Raw genomic sequence first — 15,462 nt, forward strand, 5'->3', positions numbered from 1 at the left:
AAATGGTGCAGCCCTTTTGCGCGCCGATCTCACAATAAAATGAGTTCAGGGGACTTGATGATGAAAAAGTATCTTTCGATGCTGCTGCTAGGCGTCACCGCACTGGTGGCGGTCAACGCGGCCCAAGCCGGCGCCATCGATGATGCGGTCAAGCGCGGCACGCTGAAAGTCGGCATGGACCCGACCTACATGCCGTTCCAGATGACCAACAAGCGCGGTGAAATCATCGGCTTTGAAGTCGACATCCTCAAGGCCATGGCCAAGTCCATGGGCGTGAAGTTCGAGCCGATTTCCACCGGCTACGACGGCATCATCCCGGCCCTGCTGACCGACAAGTTCGACATGATCGGCAGCGGCATGACCCTGACCCAGGAACGTAACCTGCGCCTGAACTTCAGCGAACCGTTTATCGTGGTCGGCCAGACCCTGCTGATCCGCAAGGAGCTGGAAGGCACCATCAAGTCCTACAAAGACCTGAACGACGAGAAGTACCGCCTGACCTCCAAGCTCGGCACCACCGGCGAGATGGTCGCCAAGAAGCTGATCTCCAAGGCCAAGTACCACGGCTATGACAACGAGCAGGAAGCCGTGCTTGACGTGGTCAACGGCAAGGCAGACGCCTTCGTCTATGACGCCCCGTACAACGTAGTGGCCGTGAACAAGGTCGGCGCCGGCAAGCTGGTATTCCTCGACCAGCCGTTCACCTTTGAACCCCTGGCGTTTGGCCTGAAGAAGGGCGACTACGACAGCATCAACTTCATCAACAACTTCCTGCACCAGATCCGCAACGACGGCACCTACGATCGCATCCATGACAAGTGGTTCAAGAGCTCCGAGTGGCTCAAGGACATGGAATAACAGCTGACCTGTACTGATCGTTCCCACGCACCGCGTGGGAATGCAGCCCGTGACGCTCTGCGTCACAAAGCGGACGCTGAGCGTCCAGTGAGGCATTCCCACGCAGAGCTTGGGAACGATCTCGACATATCCCGGAACCCGTAATGAAACAGAAAAAAGCCCAATGGCCCTGGCACCTGCTGACGGTGCTGGTGCTGGTCGGCCTGGCCGGCGCGCTGTATTACGCCACCTCGCTGATGTCCTACGAATGGCGCTGGAACCGCGTGCCGCAGTACTTCGTGTACCAGGCTGAAGAGTCCCAGCGGGCGTCGGACATTTCCACCGTCAGCGACCTGGTGCGCAAGGGCGATGTGGCTGAAGTCACCTTGCGTAATGGCGAGGGCAACGAACAGCACCTGACCGTGGCGGAGAACAGCCTGCAAGTGGCCAAGGACGATGACGTGGCCGAGGGCGATGTGATCGGTGTCACCCGGCATTGGGCCGCGGGCCCGTTGTTGTGGGGCTTGTGGACTACGTTGTGGTTGTCGGTGGTGTCTGGGGTGCTGGGGCTGTTGATTGGCCTGGCAACCGGCTTGTGTCGCCTGTCGAACAACCCGACTTTGCGCGATCTGTCGACGATCTACGTCGAACTGGTGCGCGGCACGCCGCTGTTGGTGCAGATTTTCATTTTCTATTTCTTTATCGGCACGGTGCTCAACCTGTCCCGGGAGTTCGCCGGGATCGCTGCGCTGTCGCTGTTTACCGGCGCCTATGTGGCGGAAATCATCCGCGCCGGCGTGCAGTCGATTGCCCGTGGCCAGAATGAAGCGGCACGTTCCCTGGGGCTCAGTGCTGGCCAATCGATGCGCCATGTGGTGTTGCCGCAAGCCTTCAAGCGCGTGCTGCCACCCCTGGCCGGGCAATTTATCAGCCTGGTGAAGGACACGTCCCTGGTGTCGGTGATTGCGATTACCGAACTGCTCAAAAGCGGCCGCGAGGTCATCACCACCTCGTTCTCGCCGTTTGAAATCCTGTTCTGCGTCGCAGGCCTGTACCTGCTGATCAACCTGCCGCTGTCGAAAATCGCCAGCCGGCTTGAGCGGAGGCTCGCGCAAAGTGATTGAAGTCCGCGATCTGGTAAAAGTCTTCGACACCCGTGGTCACGTCGTGCGCGCGGTGGACAACGTGACCACCCAAGTGGCCAAGGGTGAAGTACTGGTGGTGATCGGCCCGTCCGGTTCCGGCAAGTCGACGTTCCTGCGTTGCCTTAACGGCCTGGAGGCATTCGATTCCGGCTCGGTAAGCATCGACGGCCTGCAACTGGCAGACCCGAAGACCGATGTAAACGCCTACCGCCGCGAAGTCGGCATGGTGTTCCAGCACTTCAACCTGTTCCCTCACATGACCGTGCTGGAAAACCTCTGCCTGGCGCAAAAGGTCGTGCGCAAGCGTGGCAAAAAGGAGCGCGAGGCCAAGGCCCTGGCCCTCCTGGAAAAAGTCGGCATTGCTCAGAAAGCCAACGAGTTCCCGTCGCGACTTTCTGGCGGCCAGCAGCAACGCGTGGCGATTGCCCGCGCCCTGGCGATGGAGCCCAAGGTGATGCTGTTTGACGAGCCCACCTCGGCCCTGGACCCGGAAATGGTTGGCGAGGTGCTGGACGTGATGAAGACCCTGGCTCTGGAAGGCATGACCATGGTTTGCGTCACCCATGAAATGGGCTTCGCCCGGGAAGTGGCCGATCGAGTGCTGTTCTTCGATCACGGCAAATTGCTGGAGGACGCCGCCCCGGCGCAATTCTTTGATGCGCCGAAGGATCCCCGGGCTCAAGCCTTTCTGCGTCAGGTTCTCTGAACGCTAGACCTTGAACTTGCCCACCCACACCTGCAAATCCGCCCCCAGGCGCGCCAGTTCGACACTGGCCGCCGCAGTCTCCTGGCTCGCGGCCCAGGTCTGTTCCGATACATCCTTGACCTTCAACACGCTGCGGTTGATCTCCTCGGCGACCGCCGTTTGCTCCTCGGCGGCAGCGGCAATTTGCGGGTTCATCTCCTGAATCACTGACACGGTACGGGTGATACCCGCCAGCGCGTCTCCTGCGCGGCGGGTCAGTTGCACGCTGTTGTCGGTGAGGCTGCGACTGTTGTCCATGATGTCCGCGACCTGCTGCGTACCCCGGTGCAGGCCGCTGATCAGCTCCTCGATTTCCTCGGCCGACTGTTGGGTGCGTTGCGCCAGGCTGCGCACTTCATCGGCGACCACGGCAAAGCCTCTGCCTGCCTCGCCGGCGCGGGCCGCTTCGATCGCGGCGTTGAGGGCCAGCAAATTGGTCTGCTCCGACACCGACTTGATCACCTCCAGCACGCTGCCGATCTTCCGGCTTTCCTGTTGCAAGCCTTGCATGGCCTGGCTTGAACGCGCCATCTCCTGAGCCAGGTGCTCGATGTGGGTGATCGCCTCAGCCACCACCTGATCGCCCTGGCCCGCCTGCTGATCGGCCTCGGTAGCGGCAAGCGAAGCTTGCTCGGCATGGCGCGCAACTTCCTGGGAGGTGGCGAGCATCTCATTCATGGCGGTGGCCACCTGTTCGGTTTCCTGTTTCTGGCCGTCGACCCCGGCGCGGGTCTGTTCGGTGACGGCAGACAGTTGTTCGGCGGCACTGGCGATCTGTTGGGCGCTGTGGCCGATGCCGCTGATCAAGCCCCGCAGGTTGAGGGTCATTTGCCCGATGCTGCGCTGCAACTGCCCCAGTTCGTCCTGGCGCGAGGTCTGGATGTCGTGGCTCAGGTCACCTTCGGCAATCCGGTTGGCCACATGCAGGGCCTGGCGCAGCGGCGCGACGATCTGGACGGCGATCAACCAGGCGGCCACGACGCCGAGCAACAACGCCGCCGCGGTGACGTTTAGCAGCAGGGTGCGGGCGAGGCTGGCTTCCTTGTCACGCTTGGCGGTCTGGTCCTGGCTCAGCAGGTCGCTTTCCGTGAGCAACTGATCCAGCCACTGCTCAAGCTGGTTCTGGGTGGTTTCGGTGCTGAGTTGGGCATCCTTGAGGCGTGTCAGATGAGTCCGAAAGTCGAGCAGGGCTTTTTTCAGAGCGCTGGCATCAACCGGCAGTGTGCCTACCGCCGCTTGGGCGCCATCCAGGGCCAGTAGCGCTTCGCTCACGCCGTTGGTATAGGCGTCCAGTGACGCAGCGGCCCACGCGGGGCTTTGGGCGCGGTCTTCGGCTTGTTCCATGGCCTGGCGCAATTGTTCTACGGCGTCGAGGGCCTTTTCATCGTCTTGATTGGGCAGGTTGCTGGACAGTTCTGAGAGGCTGTCGCTGCTGTGGATTGAACTGCGCTTGAGCTGTTCGCGGGCGTTCTCGCGTTGTTTGATCAGCCCCTCCAGGCCGCTGAGGGCGGTTTTGAAGCTGGTGACAAAGCGACGGCTTTCCTGCAGTTGTTGTTGGTTGACCGGGTCGGTAAATCGTGGGGCGAGGTCCACCAGGAACTGGTCGATCTTGTCCATGTGCACGCCTATCTTCGACAGGCTCGCGGGGTCGTTAAGGGTGCGATAGACGATGCGATCAGCCCGCAACTCTTCGCCGACGACGGCCAATTGCGAGAGGGTAGTGAGTTTTTGTGAGCGCTCGAGGGATGCGCTCAAGGCTTGCCAGCCGGTAGACGCGATGATCAGGCTGAGGCTGAGCACCAGGCCAAAGCCCAGGGCAAGTTTGAGGCTGATGCTGATGTTTCCAAGCAGGCGGGTCAGTGGACGAAACATGGTGAACCTCCAACGAATCAAAAGGAGCGTCTCAAGCGTCCGGCCGACAACGGTCAGGGGAGTTGAAACGCTACTTTTATTCGGCGCCAGACGTGTGATCCACGACCTGAAAAACGCGTAGGAAATTTCACAAGTTGTCAGGATGGCGGCCCTGATGGCCGCCGCAAACGGGTCAGACCTTGAAGCGACCTACCAGGCTTTGCAGGTAAACCCCCAGGCGCGCCAGCTCGGCGCTGGACGCCGCGGTCTCCTCGCTGGCCGCCGAGGTTTGTTCGGAAACGTCCCGCACATTGAGTACGCTGCGGTTGATCTCTTCGGCCACGGCGCTTTGTTGCTCGGCGGCGGTGGCAATCTGCTGGTTCATCGCCTGGATCGCCGAGACGGTACGGGTGATGTTCTCCAGGGCATTGCCGGCCCGGCGGGTCAGCTCGACGCTGCTGTCGGTCAGGCCACGACTGTTGTCCATGATGGTCGCCACCTGCTGGGTGCCGCTTTGCAGGCCGACGATCAACTCTTCGATCTCCTCGGTGGACTTCTGCGTCCGTTGGGCCAGGCTGCGCACTTCATCGGCAACCACCGCAAAACCGCGCCCGGCTTCACCGGCGCGCGCCGCTTCAATCGCCGCGTTGAGGGCCAGCAGGTTGGTTTGCTGGGCCACCGACTTGATGACGTCCAGCACACTGCCAATCTTGTCGCTTTCACGCTTGAGATGGCCCATGGCTTCGGTGGAGTTGCCCACCTCGCTGGCCAGGCGCTCGATCTGGGCGATGGCCTCACCGACTACCTTGTCACCCTCACGGGCCTGCTGGTCGGCGGCTACGGCGGCCTCGGAAGCTTCCTCGGCGTTACGTGCGACTTCCTGCACGGTAGCGGCCATTTCGTTCATGGCGGTGGCTACCTGGTCGGTCTCGACCTTCTGGCTGTTGACCCCGGCGCTGGTCTGCTCGGTGACGGCCGACAGTTGCTCGGCGGCGCTGGCAATCTGGGTGACGCCGTCGCTGATACCGCCGATCAGCTCCCGCAGGCCTACGGTCATGCTCTGCATGGAGCGTTGCAGTTGGCCCAGCTCATCGCGGCGTTCGGAGATCAAGTTGTGGCTGAGGTCGCCCGCCGCTACGCGTTCGGCCACTTTGAGGGTCTGGCTCAGCGGAATGACGATCTGGCGGGTGATGGCCCAGGCGGCGAGGACGCCGAAGGCCAGCGCGAGGGCGGTGGCCAACAGCAGCAGGTTCTTGGCGTGGGCGGTGTCGGTGTCGCGCACCGCGGTTTGCGAGGTGGTGAGTTTGTCGCTGTGGTCAAGCAGGATGTCGCCTTGCTCGGCCATGATTTTTGTCGCGGCAGCGGTGGCGACCTGGGAATCGCGGTACTGGCTGACGGCGGCGCGGTAGGCCTGCAGCGAGACGCTTGCTTCTTGCAGGTTGGCCCGATATTGCTCCGGCAACTGGTCGCTGAGGTCGGTGATTTTTTTCAGGGCGTTGTCGATGGCATCCAGGGCCGGCTGTTCGGCTTCGACCTTGCCGCTGTAGGTGTAGCCGCGCACCTGGAAGCGCGCTTGCTGGATCAGCTTGCTCAGGTCGACCACGCTGTTGAACAGGGTGACGCTGTCGCCTTGCAGCAGGGATTTTTCCACTTCGTTGATTTTTGCCACGGCGTTGTCGGCGGTATCCCCCAGTTTGCTGCGGGCGCCTTCACGCTTCAGGCCGGCCTGCACCATGGCGCCGAAGGCTTTTTTGTATTGGCCCAAGGCGTCCTGTTGTTGTTCCACGACGAGCTTGTCGGCGGGTTGTTCGATCAGCTCTGCGGCGGTTTTCAGGCCGCTGTCCAGCTGTGTGATCAAGTCGGTGACCGCGCCCGTGCCTTGTTCGCCGCGACGCATTTCGAAGTCCAGGCGCGCCAGGCGCAGGTCTTTGGACAGCCCGTTGAGGCTGGAAATATAGCCCAGCTTGTCGCCACGGCTGATCACGCCGCTGAGGCCGGTCCAGCCGGTGAAGGTGATCAAGAGGGTCAGGACCAATACCAGGCCGAAGCCTATGCTCAGCTTGCGGTTGACGCTGACATTCCCCAGTTTCTCGGCTAACCAACGATACATGCTGCGAACTCCCCTGGAACAAGGCTTGGACTTATTCAGAAGCTATCGGCAGGTTCGGATGTTTCTGTAGGACGGGTGTTTTTGTGGCGAGGGAGCTTGCTGTGGCGAGGGAGCTTGCTCCCGCTGGGCTGCGTAGCGGCCCCAAAAAAAAAATGGGAGCGCTGCGCACTCCAGCGGGAGCAAGCTCCCTCGCCACAGCAAGCTCCCGCTCCACATTGGGATTTAAAAGAGTCTTGAGAGCAGCGCGGTGACGGCGGTTTCGACCCTCAGGATGCGCGCCCCCAGTTGCACCGGCTGCAACCCGGCCTTGGCCAGCAGATCCACTTCGTAGGGAATCCAGCCACCTTCCGGCCCGATGGCCAGGGTAACCGGCTCATCCAGCCCGCGAGGGCAGGGCGGATAGTCGCCCGGGTGGCCAATCAGGCCGAGGGTGCCTTGCGCCAGGGCAGGCAGGCGGTCTTCGACGAACGGCTTGAAGCGCTTTTCGATCACGATCTCGGGCAGCACCGTGTCCCGGGACTGTTCCAGGCCGAGGATCAATTGCTCGCGAATCGCCTCCGGCTCCAGGAACGGCGTTTGCCAGAAGCTCTTTTCCACCCGGTAGCTGTTGACCAGTATCACCCGCGGCACACCCATGGACGCCACGGTTTGCAGCACCCGGCGCAGCATTTTCGGGCGCGGCAGGGCCAGCAGCAGGGTCAGGGGCAGTTTGGCCGGGGGCGGCTGGTCGAAGGTGACTTCCAGTTCGGCTTCCCGGGCATCCAGGCGCAGCAATTGCGCGTTGCCCATCAACCCGCCAATGCGTCCGACCCGCAGGCTGTCGCCTACGGCGGCACGGTGGACTTCCTGCATATGCACCAGGCGCCGATCACGCAGCACCACCCGGTCGGCCGCGATAAAGTCGGCCTCCTCAAGCAGCAGCAGGTTCACGGCTGTGTCGCTGGTGGCTGGTCGTCGTCGGCGGGTTGGTCATCCGGGTGATCACCACGCTTGCTCACCAGGCTGCCAAACAGGATGCCGATCTCGAACAGCATCCACATCGGTACGGCCAGCAAGGTCTGGGAGAAGATGTCCGGCGGGGTCAGGATCATGCCGACCACGAAGCAGCCGATGATCACGTACGGGCGGATCTTCTTCAGGTATTTGACGTCGACCACGCCGATCCACACCAGCAGCACCACGGCCACCGGGATTTCGAAGGCCACGCCAAAGGCGAAGAACAGCGTCATCACGAAGTCGAGGTAACTGGTGATATCGGTCATCATCTCCACGCCGGCCGGTGTAGCGGCGGCGAAGAACTTGAAGATCAGTGGGAACACCAGGAAGTAGGCGAAGGCCATACCGGTGTAGAACAGCAGGATGCTCGACACCAGCAGCGGCACGGCGATGCGTTTTTCATGCTTGTACAGGCCCGGCGCGATAAAGCCCCAGATCTGATGCAGGATCACCGGGATCGCCAGGAACAGCGAAACCATCATCGTCAGCTTCAACGGCGTGAGGAACGGCGACGACACGTCGGTGGCGATCATCGTCGCGCCAGCCGGCAAGTAGTCGCGCAGCGGCGTGGAGACGAAGGTGTAGATCTGCTGGGTGAAGGCAAACAGCCCGGCAAAGATGATGAAGATCGCCGCGACACAGCGCAGCAGGCGGGTACGCAACTCGGTGAGGTGCGAGACCAGTGGCATGTGCTGGTCAGTTTCCGGTTTATCAGCGCTCATGGGGCTCGCGGCGGCAATGTAGGGTCGTGGGGCGCGGGCGACACGGCAGGTGTCGGCGCGGGTTCGGTCGGGGTTGCTGGCGCGGCGGCATGCACGGGTTCAGCGACCGGTGCAGGTGCAGCGGGCGGCGCAATCGAGTGCTCGGCCACAGGTTCAACCGGCTTGGGGGGTTCCTGCACAGGCGAGAGAATCTTCCGTGCCTCCTGCTCCAACGACAGAATGTGCTCGTTGTGCAGTTGCCGGCGAATCTCGTCGGCGCCTATTTCCCGTTCAACTTCCTGTTTGATGGCGTTGAAACTGCGTTTCAGGCGCCCGATCCACAGGCCGGCTGTGCGCGCGGCACCGGGCAGGCGTTCCGGCCCCAGTACCAGCAGGGCCACGAGGCCGACGAGCAGCAGTTCAGAGAAGCTGATACCAAACATTATTCAGTACTCACGAGTCTTTTTGGTTCTGCTCTTTGACGTGCTCGGCCTGCACGTCGAAGGTGCGACGTTCAGTGATCGGCTGAGTGGCCTGCGGGTGCACAGGCTGCGCCGGTGGCACCGGGTTGACGACCGGGTCGGCAGGTTTCTCGTCGTCGTTCATGGCCTTGCGAAAGCCCTTGATCGATTCACCGACGTCGGTGCCGAGGTTTTTCAGCTTCTTGGTGCCGAACACCAGGACAACCACTACCAGAATGACGATCCAGTGTTTCCAGTCAAAAATGCCCATGCTGCAATTCCTCTGTAAAAGTTGGTCAGGCGGACGGGCGCGAGGCCTTTTCGGCATGCCCGGACAAGCCGAAGCGACGGTCCAGTTCATCAAGCACTGCCTGTGGATGCTGCCCCAGTTGGGCGAGCATGACCAGACTGTGGAACCACAAGTCGGCAGTTTCGTAGATCACGTCGCTGCAGTCGCCGCTGATTTGCGCGTCCTTGGCCGCAATAATCGTCTCGACGGACTCTTCGCCGAGTTTTTCCAGAATCTTGTTCAGACCCTTGTGGTACAGGCTAGCGACATAAGAGCTGTCGGCGGCCGCGCCCTTGCGGTCTTCCAGCACCTGGGCCAGGCGGTTCAGGGTGTCAGTCATATTCAGTGTCCTGCCGAGTAAATAGCGTGCGGGTCTTTGAGCACGGGCTCGACGGTCTTCCACTCGCCGTTTTCAAACACGCGGTAGAAGCAGCTGTGACGGCCGGTGTGACAGGCGATATCGCCGATCTGCTCGACCTTGAGGATCACCACATCGGCATCGCAGTCGATGCGCATCTCATGCAGGGTTTGCACGTGCCCGGACTCTTCGCCCTTGCGCCACAGTTTGCCACGGGAACGTGACCAGTAGATGGCGCGGTTCTCGGCGGCGGTCAGGCTCAGGGCCTCGCGGTTCATCCAGGCCATCATCAGCACGCGCCCGGTCTTGTAGTCCTGGGCAATGGCCGGCACCAGGCCGTCACTGTCCCACTTGATCTCGTCCAGCCAGTCTTTCATTTTCGGCTCCGGCAATTTGCGACAGTGTATAACCGGATTGGCTATCGACGCACGATCAGATACACGCCCACGGCGACCATGATGCCAGCCGGCCAGTGGCCCAGTTCGTTCAGCGGCCCGCCGGCGGCCAGTATCGTGCCGCCCACCAGGTGCGCGGCGCCCAACAGGCGCAGGAACCAGTCGTCTTTACGCTTGTGCCACGGCGGTGCCGGGTCCTGGGCGTGGGGCTGGGACATGCGCTCCAGCAGGTCGCGGGTCATGTTGGCCAGGTGCGGCAGTTGCTCGACCTGGCTTTGCAGGTTGCCCAGCAGGGTTTTCGGGCTGACGCGGTCACGCATCCAGCGCTCGAGGAACGGCTGGGCGGTGTTCCACAGGTCCAGGTCCGGGTACAGCTGGCGGCCCAGGCCTTCGATGTTCAGCAGGGTCTTTTGCAGCAGTACCAGCTGCGGCTGCACTTCCATATTGAAGCGCCGCGCGGTCTGGAACAGGCGCATCAGCACCTGGCCGAAGGAAATATCTTTTAACGGTTTTTCGAAGATCGGCTCGCACACGGTGCGGATCGCCGCTTCGAATTCGTTGAGTTTGGTTTCAGCCGGTACCCAGCCTGAATCGATGTGCAACTGCGCCACGCGGCGGTAGTCACGCTTGAAGAAGGCAAACAGGTTGCGGGCCAGGTAGTCCTGGTCTTCCGGGGTCAGGCTGCCGACGATGCCGCAGTCGATCGCAATGTACTGCGGGCTCCACGGGTTCACGGTGCTGACGAAGATGTTGCCGGGGTGCATGTCGGCGTGGAAGAAGCTGTCGCGGAACACCTGGGTGAAGAAAATCTCCACGCCGCGCTCGGCAAGCATTTTCATGTCGGTGCGCTGGTCGGCCAGGGTCGCGAGGTCGGTGACCTGCACGCCGTAGATGCGCTCCATCACCAGCACTTTCGGGCGGCACCAGTCCCAATACACTTGCGGCACGTACAGCAGCTGCGAGCCTTCGAAATTGCGCTTGAGCTGGCTGGCGTTGGCCGCTTCGCGCAGCAGGTCGAGTTCGTCGTAGATGGTTTTTTCGTAGTCCAGCACCACGTCCACCGGGTGCAGCAGGCGCGCGTCGGCCGAGAAGCGCTCGGCGGCGCGGGCAAGGATGAACAGCCAGGCCAGGTCCTGGCCGATGATCGGCTTGAGGCCCGGGCGGATGACCTTCACCACCACTTCTTCGCCGCTTTTCAACTGTGCGGCATGCACCTGGGCCACCGAGGCCGAAGCCAGCGGGGCGATGTCGAAGCGGCTGAAGACTTCGCTGATCTTCTTGCCCAGTTGTTCTTCAATCAGCGTGACTGCCAGTTGCGAGTCGAACGGCGGCACGCGGTCCTGCAACAACATCAGCTCGTCGGCGATGTCTTCGGGCAGCAAGTCTCGACGGGTGGAGAGGATCTGCCCGAATTTGATGAAGATCGGTCCGAGGTCCTGCAACGCCAGGCGCAGGCGCGCACCACGGCTCAGCTCGAGGGTTTTGCGCGGGAACCAGCGCCACGGCAGCACATAGCGCACCGCCAGCAGGAACCATGGCAGCGGCAGGGCGAACAGCAGGTCATCGAGGCGGTAGCGGATTACGACGCGCTGGATACGAAACAAACGGCGGACGGCGAGCAGCTTCATGCGTTATCGCTTGAATCAAGGGAGCGGCTCAGGCGCTCGAAGCGCGCCTCAAGTCGTTCCAGGTCGAGTTTGGCCTGGTCGAGTTCGCGAAAGCGCGCTTCCGCTTCCCGTTGTCCGACCAGGGTGCGCGATTCTTCGCTCAGGTATTCGGCGAGGTTCTGGTTCAGGCTGGCGAAACCCTGCTGGTACCAGCGCGTGCGGCTGCGCAGGTGACCGCTGATCAGTTGGGTGGCCACCGGGCCGAGCCAACGGGACAGCTCATACTCCCAGTCCAGTTCCAGGTCTTGCAGTACGGCGGCCAGGTCCATCAGCACCGCGCTGTCGCCTTCAAGTTCCACGTCCGGGCCGTGGAGGATCGCCGTCTTGTCCCGGCTCAGGGCCAGGCGCAGCAGGCTTGAACCGGAAGCGCGCAGGGTGCAGTCGGCGTCGGCGGCCCAGTGGGACGCCAGCAACAGGCCTTCATCGCTGGGCAGGATAAACAGCTGCAAGGCGGGGCTGGTGCACTCGACGGCGATGATCCTGCCGTTCAGGTGCGCCAGCCGTGCCAGGGCGGTGCTGTCCAGGCGCAGTACACGGTTGAGGCCGTGTTCGACGCTGGCGAGAAGGCCTGCGAACAGCATCAGGGCTTGATGCCGCGGTGCAGGGCGACGATGCCCGAGGTCATGTTGTGGTAGGTCACACGGTCGAAACCGGCTTCTACCATCATCGACTTCAGGGTTTCCTGGTTCGGGTGCATGCGGATCGATTCGGCCAGGTAGCGGTAGCTTTCGGCGTCATTGGTGATCAGCTTGCCCATCAACGGCATGAAGGCGAACGAGTAGGTGTCGTAGACTTTGGACATCAGCGCGTTGGTCGGCTTGGAGAACTCCAGCACCAGCAGGCGACCGCCGGGCTTGAGCACGCGCAACATGGAGCGCAGCGCGTCTTCCTTGTGGGTCACGTTACGCAGGCCGAAGGCGATGGTGACGCAGTCGAAATGGTTGTCCGGAAACGGCAGCTTTTCAGCGTCGGCCTGGACGAATTCGATATTGCCCGCCACGCCTTTATCCAACAGGCGGTCGCGGCCGACCTTGAGCATCGAGCCGTTGATGTCGGCCAGTACCACTTGGCCGGTCGGGCCCACCAGCTTGGAGAACTTGGCGGCCAGGTCGCCTGTGCCACCGGCGATATCCAGCACGCGGTTGCCGGTGCGTACGCCCGACAACTCGATGGTGAAGCGCTTCCACAGGCGGTGCATGCCGCCGGACAGTACGTCGTTCATCAAGTCGTACTTGGCGGCTACCGAGTGGAATACCTCGGCGACTTTTTCCGCTTTCTGGCTTTCCGGGACGTTCTTGAAGCCGAAGTGAGTGGTGGGTTCGGCATCGCTGCCTTTGCGCTGATCAGTCATATCGCTGTCACCAAAAGAGAATGGGGGCATTCTAATCCCCAAGGCATGCTTTGTCTTGGCAAGGCTGAAGGTAAGATAGGTGACCACCGAGACCTTTTGCCGCACGGCGGGTCGTCAAGTCCCTATAACGAGGAGTCATTCAAATGGCCCGTATACAGGTTGAACGTGCTCACACACTGGGCAAAGACGCTGCCCGAGAAAAAGCCGACAAGTTGGCGAGCAAACTCAAGGATCAATATGGCCTGGAGTCTTCGTGGGCCGGCGACACACTGAACCTCAAACGTTCGGGCGTTAAAGGCACTGTGAAAGTGGCTGAAGACTCCCTGCGCATCGAAGTCGAACTGGGGCTGTTGATGTCGGCCATGAGTGGCACCATCAAGTCCGAAATCGAGAAGGCACTGGATAAAGCCCTGGCCTGATTTTCGTCCTTCTTAGGGTGCCGATTCTAATTTTTCTGCCTACTTTGTGCCCAAGCCCTCAACTTCTGTGGGCAGTTCCTCCCCCCCTTTATGCGTGAGGTGCACCATGGCCAAAGTTATTTTGAAGAAAAAAATTGCTACCGGAACTAACGCCCTGACTGACGTTAAATCCTATGCCCGCAAGATCTGGTTGGCCGGTTTGGGGGCTTATGCCAAGGTTGGAAGCGAGGGCGCCGAGTACTTCAAAGAGCTCGTTAAGACTGGTCAACATGTTGAAAGTAAAGGCAAAAAAGTTGTGATTGAACAACTTGATGCTGCCAACAGTCAGATTGATCAAGTCAAGAGCGAAGTCTTCGGCGTCAAAGGTCGAGTCGAAGTGCAACTGGATAAAGTTGAACGTGCTTTTGATAGTCGTGTTGGAAGTGCCTTGAATCGGATCGGCATTCCGTCTAAACATGACGTGGAGACACTCTCTGCTAAGCTTGATGAGCTGACGGCATTGCTCGAACGTGTCGCGCGTAAACACTAAGGAGACAACGGGATGGCTGGTAAAAAGACTACTGATAAAGAAGGCAGCTCGTGGATCGGGGAAGTTGAAAAATACTCCCGCAAGATCTGGCTGGCCGGTTTAGGCGTGTACTCGAAGGTGAGCAGTGACGGCGGTAAATACTTCGAGACTTTGGTTAAAGACGGCGAGAAGGCCGAGAAGTTGACCAAGAGCACAGTGGGTAAACAAGTCGATGCGGCAAAGGCTTCCGCCGGTTCTGCCAAATCACGTATCAGCGATAAGTGGGGCGAACTGGAAGGGGCTTTTGACAAGCGCCTGAACAGTGCCATTTCGCGACTCGGCGTACCTAGCCGTACTGAAGTGAAAGCGCTGCACAGCAAGGTCGATACCTTGACCAAGCAAATCGAAAAACTCACCGGCCTTAAAGCTGCGCCAGTTGCGGCCAAAACCGCCGCGGCTAAACCAGCTGCCAAGCCTGCCGCGAAAACTGCAGCGGTCAAACCTGCTGCAAAAACCGCCGCTAAACCGCTGGTCAAGGCGGCCGCCAAACCTGCAGCCAAGGCGCCGGCCAAAGCTGCTGCAAAACCGGCTGCCAAGCCTGCGGCTAAAACCGCAGCGGCTAAACCGGCCGCCAAGCCTGCCGCTAAACCAGTGGCCGCTAAAGCAGCTGCAAAACCTGCTGCCAAGCCGGCAGCCAAAGCAGCAGCCAAGCCTGCGGCTAAAACCGCTGCCGCTAAACCCGCTGCCAAACCAGCCGCCGCCAAACCTGCTGCTGCAAAACCTGCAGTGGCCAAGCCGGCTGCAAAACCTGCCGCGGCGAAGAAGCCGGCCGTAGCCAAAAAGCCAGCAGCGCCAAAGCCAGCGGTAGCGGCCAAGCCTGCAACTCCGGCGCCAGCGACCAACTCGGTGACCCCACCGACTCACGCCGCCGCTACCTCGACTGCAGCGCCGGCAACCCCGACGCCTACCAGTCAGTCCTGATTCTCACGGGACAATCAAAAACGCCCGGCCTGGAAAGGTCGGGCGTTTTTGTTTCTGTAATGGCCGCAGCGGAGGCTACGTTCAAGCAGGCATCAGTTGTAAGTGATCGAGACGGTTACGGCACTCGCCAGGGTACCTCGGCTGACCACCGCCCCAGCTCCGTTTTTGTGGTACGCCGCACTCAAATCCAGGACCGCTCTGTTGCTCGTGGTGGTGAGGGTGCGACTGCGTGCTGCGACTGTGCCATTGGCGGGGATGGTTACCCGTGAACTCGCAGGGCCGGACGTCAGCCACAGGCCAATGCCGCCTGAGGTTCCCGTATTGTTGAAGAGGTTTCCGTTCCCGGCAATCGGGGTGCCGGTAAATAGAAAGGTCACATTGCGGATGTCCGACTCGCAATTGGCAGTGATCTGGAAGTTGGTTTGCCCTGCGAAATCAACGCCATTAAAGTCCGGCACCTTGAGCGTCGGCAGGTTGACCGTTCGATTCACATCCGCAGTGGCCAAGTCACAGGTGCCGGCATTGATCTGGCCGGTAAATCTGAGGGTGCCGGTCGTGACGGCGTGGGCTGAAGTGACGGCCATGCAGGCGGTGATCCCCAGCAATAACGGTATTGCGCGTAGTTCCATTGGATAGCTCCTGTGGAGG

Annotated in this window: 18 protein-coding genes and 1 pseudogene; 6 read left to right on the forward strand and 13 right to left on the reverse strand. The window is 61.0% G+C overall.

Annotation, left to right across the window (positions count from 1 at the left end; all coding sequences use genetic code 11):
* Positions 1-60 precede the first annotated feature (60 nt).
* The 3 genes from D109_RS0118650 to D109_RS0118660 all read left to right on the forward strand — a co-directional run bounded on the left by D109_RS0118650 (position 61) and on the right by D109_RS0118660 (position 2,688).
* Positions 61-858 carry a transporter substrate-binding domain-containing protein gene (locus D109_RS0118650; protein ID WP_026078062.1) on the forward strand — a complete coding sequence of 266 codons (798 nt, stop codon included), beginning with the start codon at positions 61-63 and terminating at the stop codon, positions 856-858.
* 143 nt (positions 859-1,001) lie between these two features.
* Complete coding sequence (locus D109_RS0118655; protein WP_017478207.1) at positions 1,002-1,961, forward strand: amino acid ABC transporter permease; 960 nt, start codon at positions 1,002-1,004, stop codon at positions 1,959-1,961.
* On the forward strand, positions 1,954-2,688 hold the full coding sequence (locus tag D109_RS0118660; RefSeq protein WP_010169160.1) for an amino acid ABC transporter ATP-binding protein: 735 nt from the start codon (positions 1,954-1,956) through the stop codon (positions 2,686-2,688). Before D109_RS0118655 ends, D109_RS0118660 begins: the two co-directional genes overlap by 8 nt.
* Positions 2,689-2,691: 3 nt before the next feature.
* On the opposite strand, the gene D109_RS0118665 is transcribed toward D109_RS0118660, so the two are convergent.
* The 12 genes and pseudogenes from D109_RS0118665 to ubiE all read right to left on the reverse strand — a co-directional run bounded on the left by D109_RS0118665 (position 2,692) and on the right by ubiE (position 12,906).
* Entirely contained in the window at positions 2,692-4,599 is a 1,908-nt protein-coding gene (locus D109_RS0118665; RefSeq protein ID WP_017478208.1) for a methyl-accepting chemotaxis protein, read from the reverse strand.
* A 172-nt stretch (positions 4,600-4,771) separates the two neighbouring features.
* Positions 4,772-5,644 carry a methyl-accepting chemotaxis protein gene (locus D109_RS1000000135290; protein ID WP_371103578.1) on the reverse strand — a complete coding sequence of 291 codons (873 nt, stop codon included), beginning with the start codon at positions 5,642-5,644 and terminating at the stop codon, positions 4,772-4,774.
* Positions 5,630-6,688: pseudogene (locus tag D109_RS1000000135295) on the reverse strand (methyl-accepting chemotaxis protein); the annotation flags it as partial. The gene D109_RS1000000135290 and the pseudogene D109_RS1000000135295, both read right to left, overlap by 15 nt.
* Before the next feature lie 222 nt (positions 6,689-6,910).
* Positions 6,911-7,618 (reverse strand): 16S rRNA (uracil(1498)-N(3))-methyltransferase, encoded by a 708-nt coding sequence (locus D109_RS0118675; protein WP_017478210.1) that lies wholly within the window; start codon positions 7,616-7,618, stop codon positions 6,911-6,913.
* A complete protein-coding gene (gene tatC, locus D109_RS0118680; RefSeq protein WP_026078063.1) occupies positions 7,615-8,406 on the reverse strand; it encodes a twin-arginine translocase subunit TatC in 792 nt (263 codons plus the stop codon). The genes D109_RS0118675 and tatC overlap by 4 nt, the downstream gene beginning before the upstream one ends.
* Positions 8,403-8,828 (reverse strand): Sec-independent protein translocase protein TatB, encoded by a 426-nt coding sequence (gene tatB / locus D109_RS0118685; protein ID WP_017478212.1) that lies wholly within the window; start codon positions 8,826-8,828, stop codon positions 8,403-8,405. The genes tatC and tatB overlap by 4 nt, the downstream gene beginning before the upstream one ends.
* A gap of 10 nt (positions 8,829-8,838) precedes the next feature.
* Entirely contained in the window at positions 8,839-9,117 is a 279-nt protein-coding gene (locus tag D109_RS0118690; RefSeq protein ID WP_017478213.1) for a twin-arginine translocase TatA/TatE family subunit, read from the reverse strand.
* Positions 9,118-9,142: 25 nt separating this feature from the next.
* Positions 9,143-9,475, reverse strand: coding sequence for a phosphoribosyl-ATP diphosphatase (locus D109_RS0118695; protein WP_017478214.1), 333 nt, complete (start codon positions 9,473-9,475; stop codon positions 9,143-9,145).
* Between the two features lie 2 nt (positions 9,476-9,477).
* Complete coding sequence (gene hisI, locus D109_RS0118700) at positions 9,478-9,870, reverse strand: phosphoribosyl-AMP cyclohydrolase (RefSeq protein WP_010169173.1); 393 nt, start codon at positions 9,868-9,870, stop codon at positions 9,478-9,480.
* A gap of 41 nt (positions 9,871-9,911) precedes the next feature.
* Entirely contained in the window at positions 9,912-11,516 is a 1,605-nt protein-coding gene (gene ubiB, locus D109_RS0118705) for a ubiquinone biosynthesis regulatory protein kinase UbiB (RefSeq protein WP_017478215.1), read from the reverse strand.
* The gene (locus tag D109_RS0118710) at positions 11,513-12,136 is read right to left on the reverse strand and encodes an SCP2 domain-containing protein (protein ID WP_017478216.1); all 624 of its coding nucleotides are present in this window, start codon (positions 12,134-12,136) and stop codon (positions 11,513-11,515) included. The genes ubiB and D109_RS0118710 overlap by 4 nt, the downstream gene beginning before the upstream one ends.
* Positions 12,136-12,906, reverse strand: coding sequence for a bifunctional demethylmenaquinone methyltransferase/2-methoxy-6-polyprenyl-1,4-benzoquinol methylase UbiE (ubiE, locus tag D109_RS0118715; protein ID WP_003209306.1), 771 nt, complete (start codon positions 12,904-12,906; stop codon positions 12,136-12,138). The genes D109_RS0118710 and ubiE overlap by 1 nt, the downstream gene beginning before the upstream one ends.
* A 143-nt stretch (positions 12,907-13,049) precedes the next feature.
* Between ubiE and D109_RS0118720 the strand changes: the two genes are divergently transcribed.
* From D109_RS0118720 to D109_RS0118730, 3 genes are all read left to right on the forward strand, one after another.
* Positions 13,050-13,325 carry a polyhydroxyalkanoic acid system family protein gene (locus D109_RS0118720; protein ID WP_017478217.1) on the forward strand — a complete coding sequence of 92 codons (276 nt, stop codon included), beginning with the start codon at positions 13,050-13,052 and terminating at the stop codon, positions 13,323-13,325.
* A gap of 106 nt (positions 13,326-13,431) precedes the next feature.
* Positions 13,432-13,854: a phasin family protein gene (locus tag D109_RS0118725; protein WP_017478218.1), complete on the forward strand. Its 423-nt coding sequence runs from the start codon at positions 13,432-13,434 to the stop codon at positions 13,852-13,854.
* Positions 13,855-13,866: 12 nt separating this feature from the next.
* The gene (locus D109_RS0118730) at positions 13,867-14,814 is read left to right on the forward strand and encodes a phasin family protein (RefSeq protein ID WP_017478219.1); all 948 of its coding nucleotides are present in this window, start codon (positions 13,867-13,869) and stop codon (positions 14,812-14,814) included.
* A gap of 92 nt (positions 14,815-14,906) precedes the next feature.
* Here D109_RS0118730 and D109_RS0118735 read toward each other — a convergent pair whose 3' ends face one another.
* The gene (locus D109_RS0118735) at positions 14,907-15,443 is read right to left on the reverse strand and encodes a fimbrial protein (RefSeq protein ID WP_017478220.1); all 537 of its coding nucleotides are present in this window, start codon (positions 15,441-15,443) and stop codon (positions 14,907-14,909) included.
* Positions 15,444-15,462 lie beyond the last annotated feature (19 nt).

The sequence above is a fragment of the Pseudomonas sp. PAMC 26793 genome (assembly GCF_000313235.1).
GTDB lineage: Bacteria > Pseudomonadota > Gammaproteobacteria > Pseudomonadales > Pseudomonadaceae > Aquipseudomonas > Aquipseudomonas yamanorum.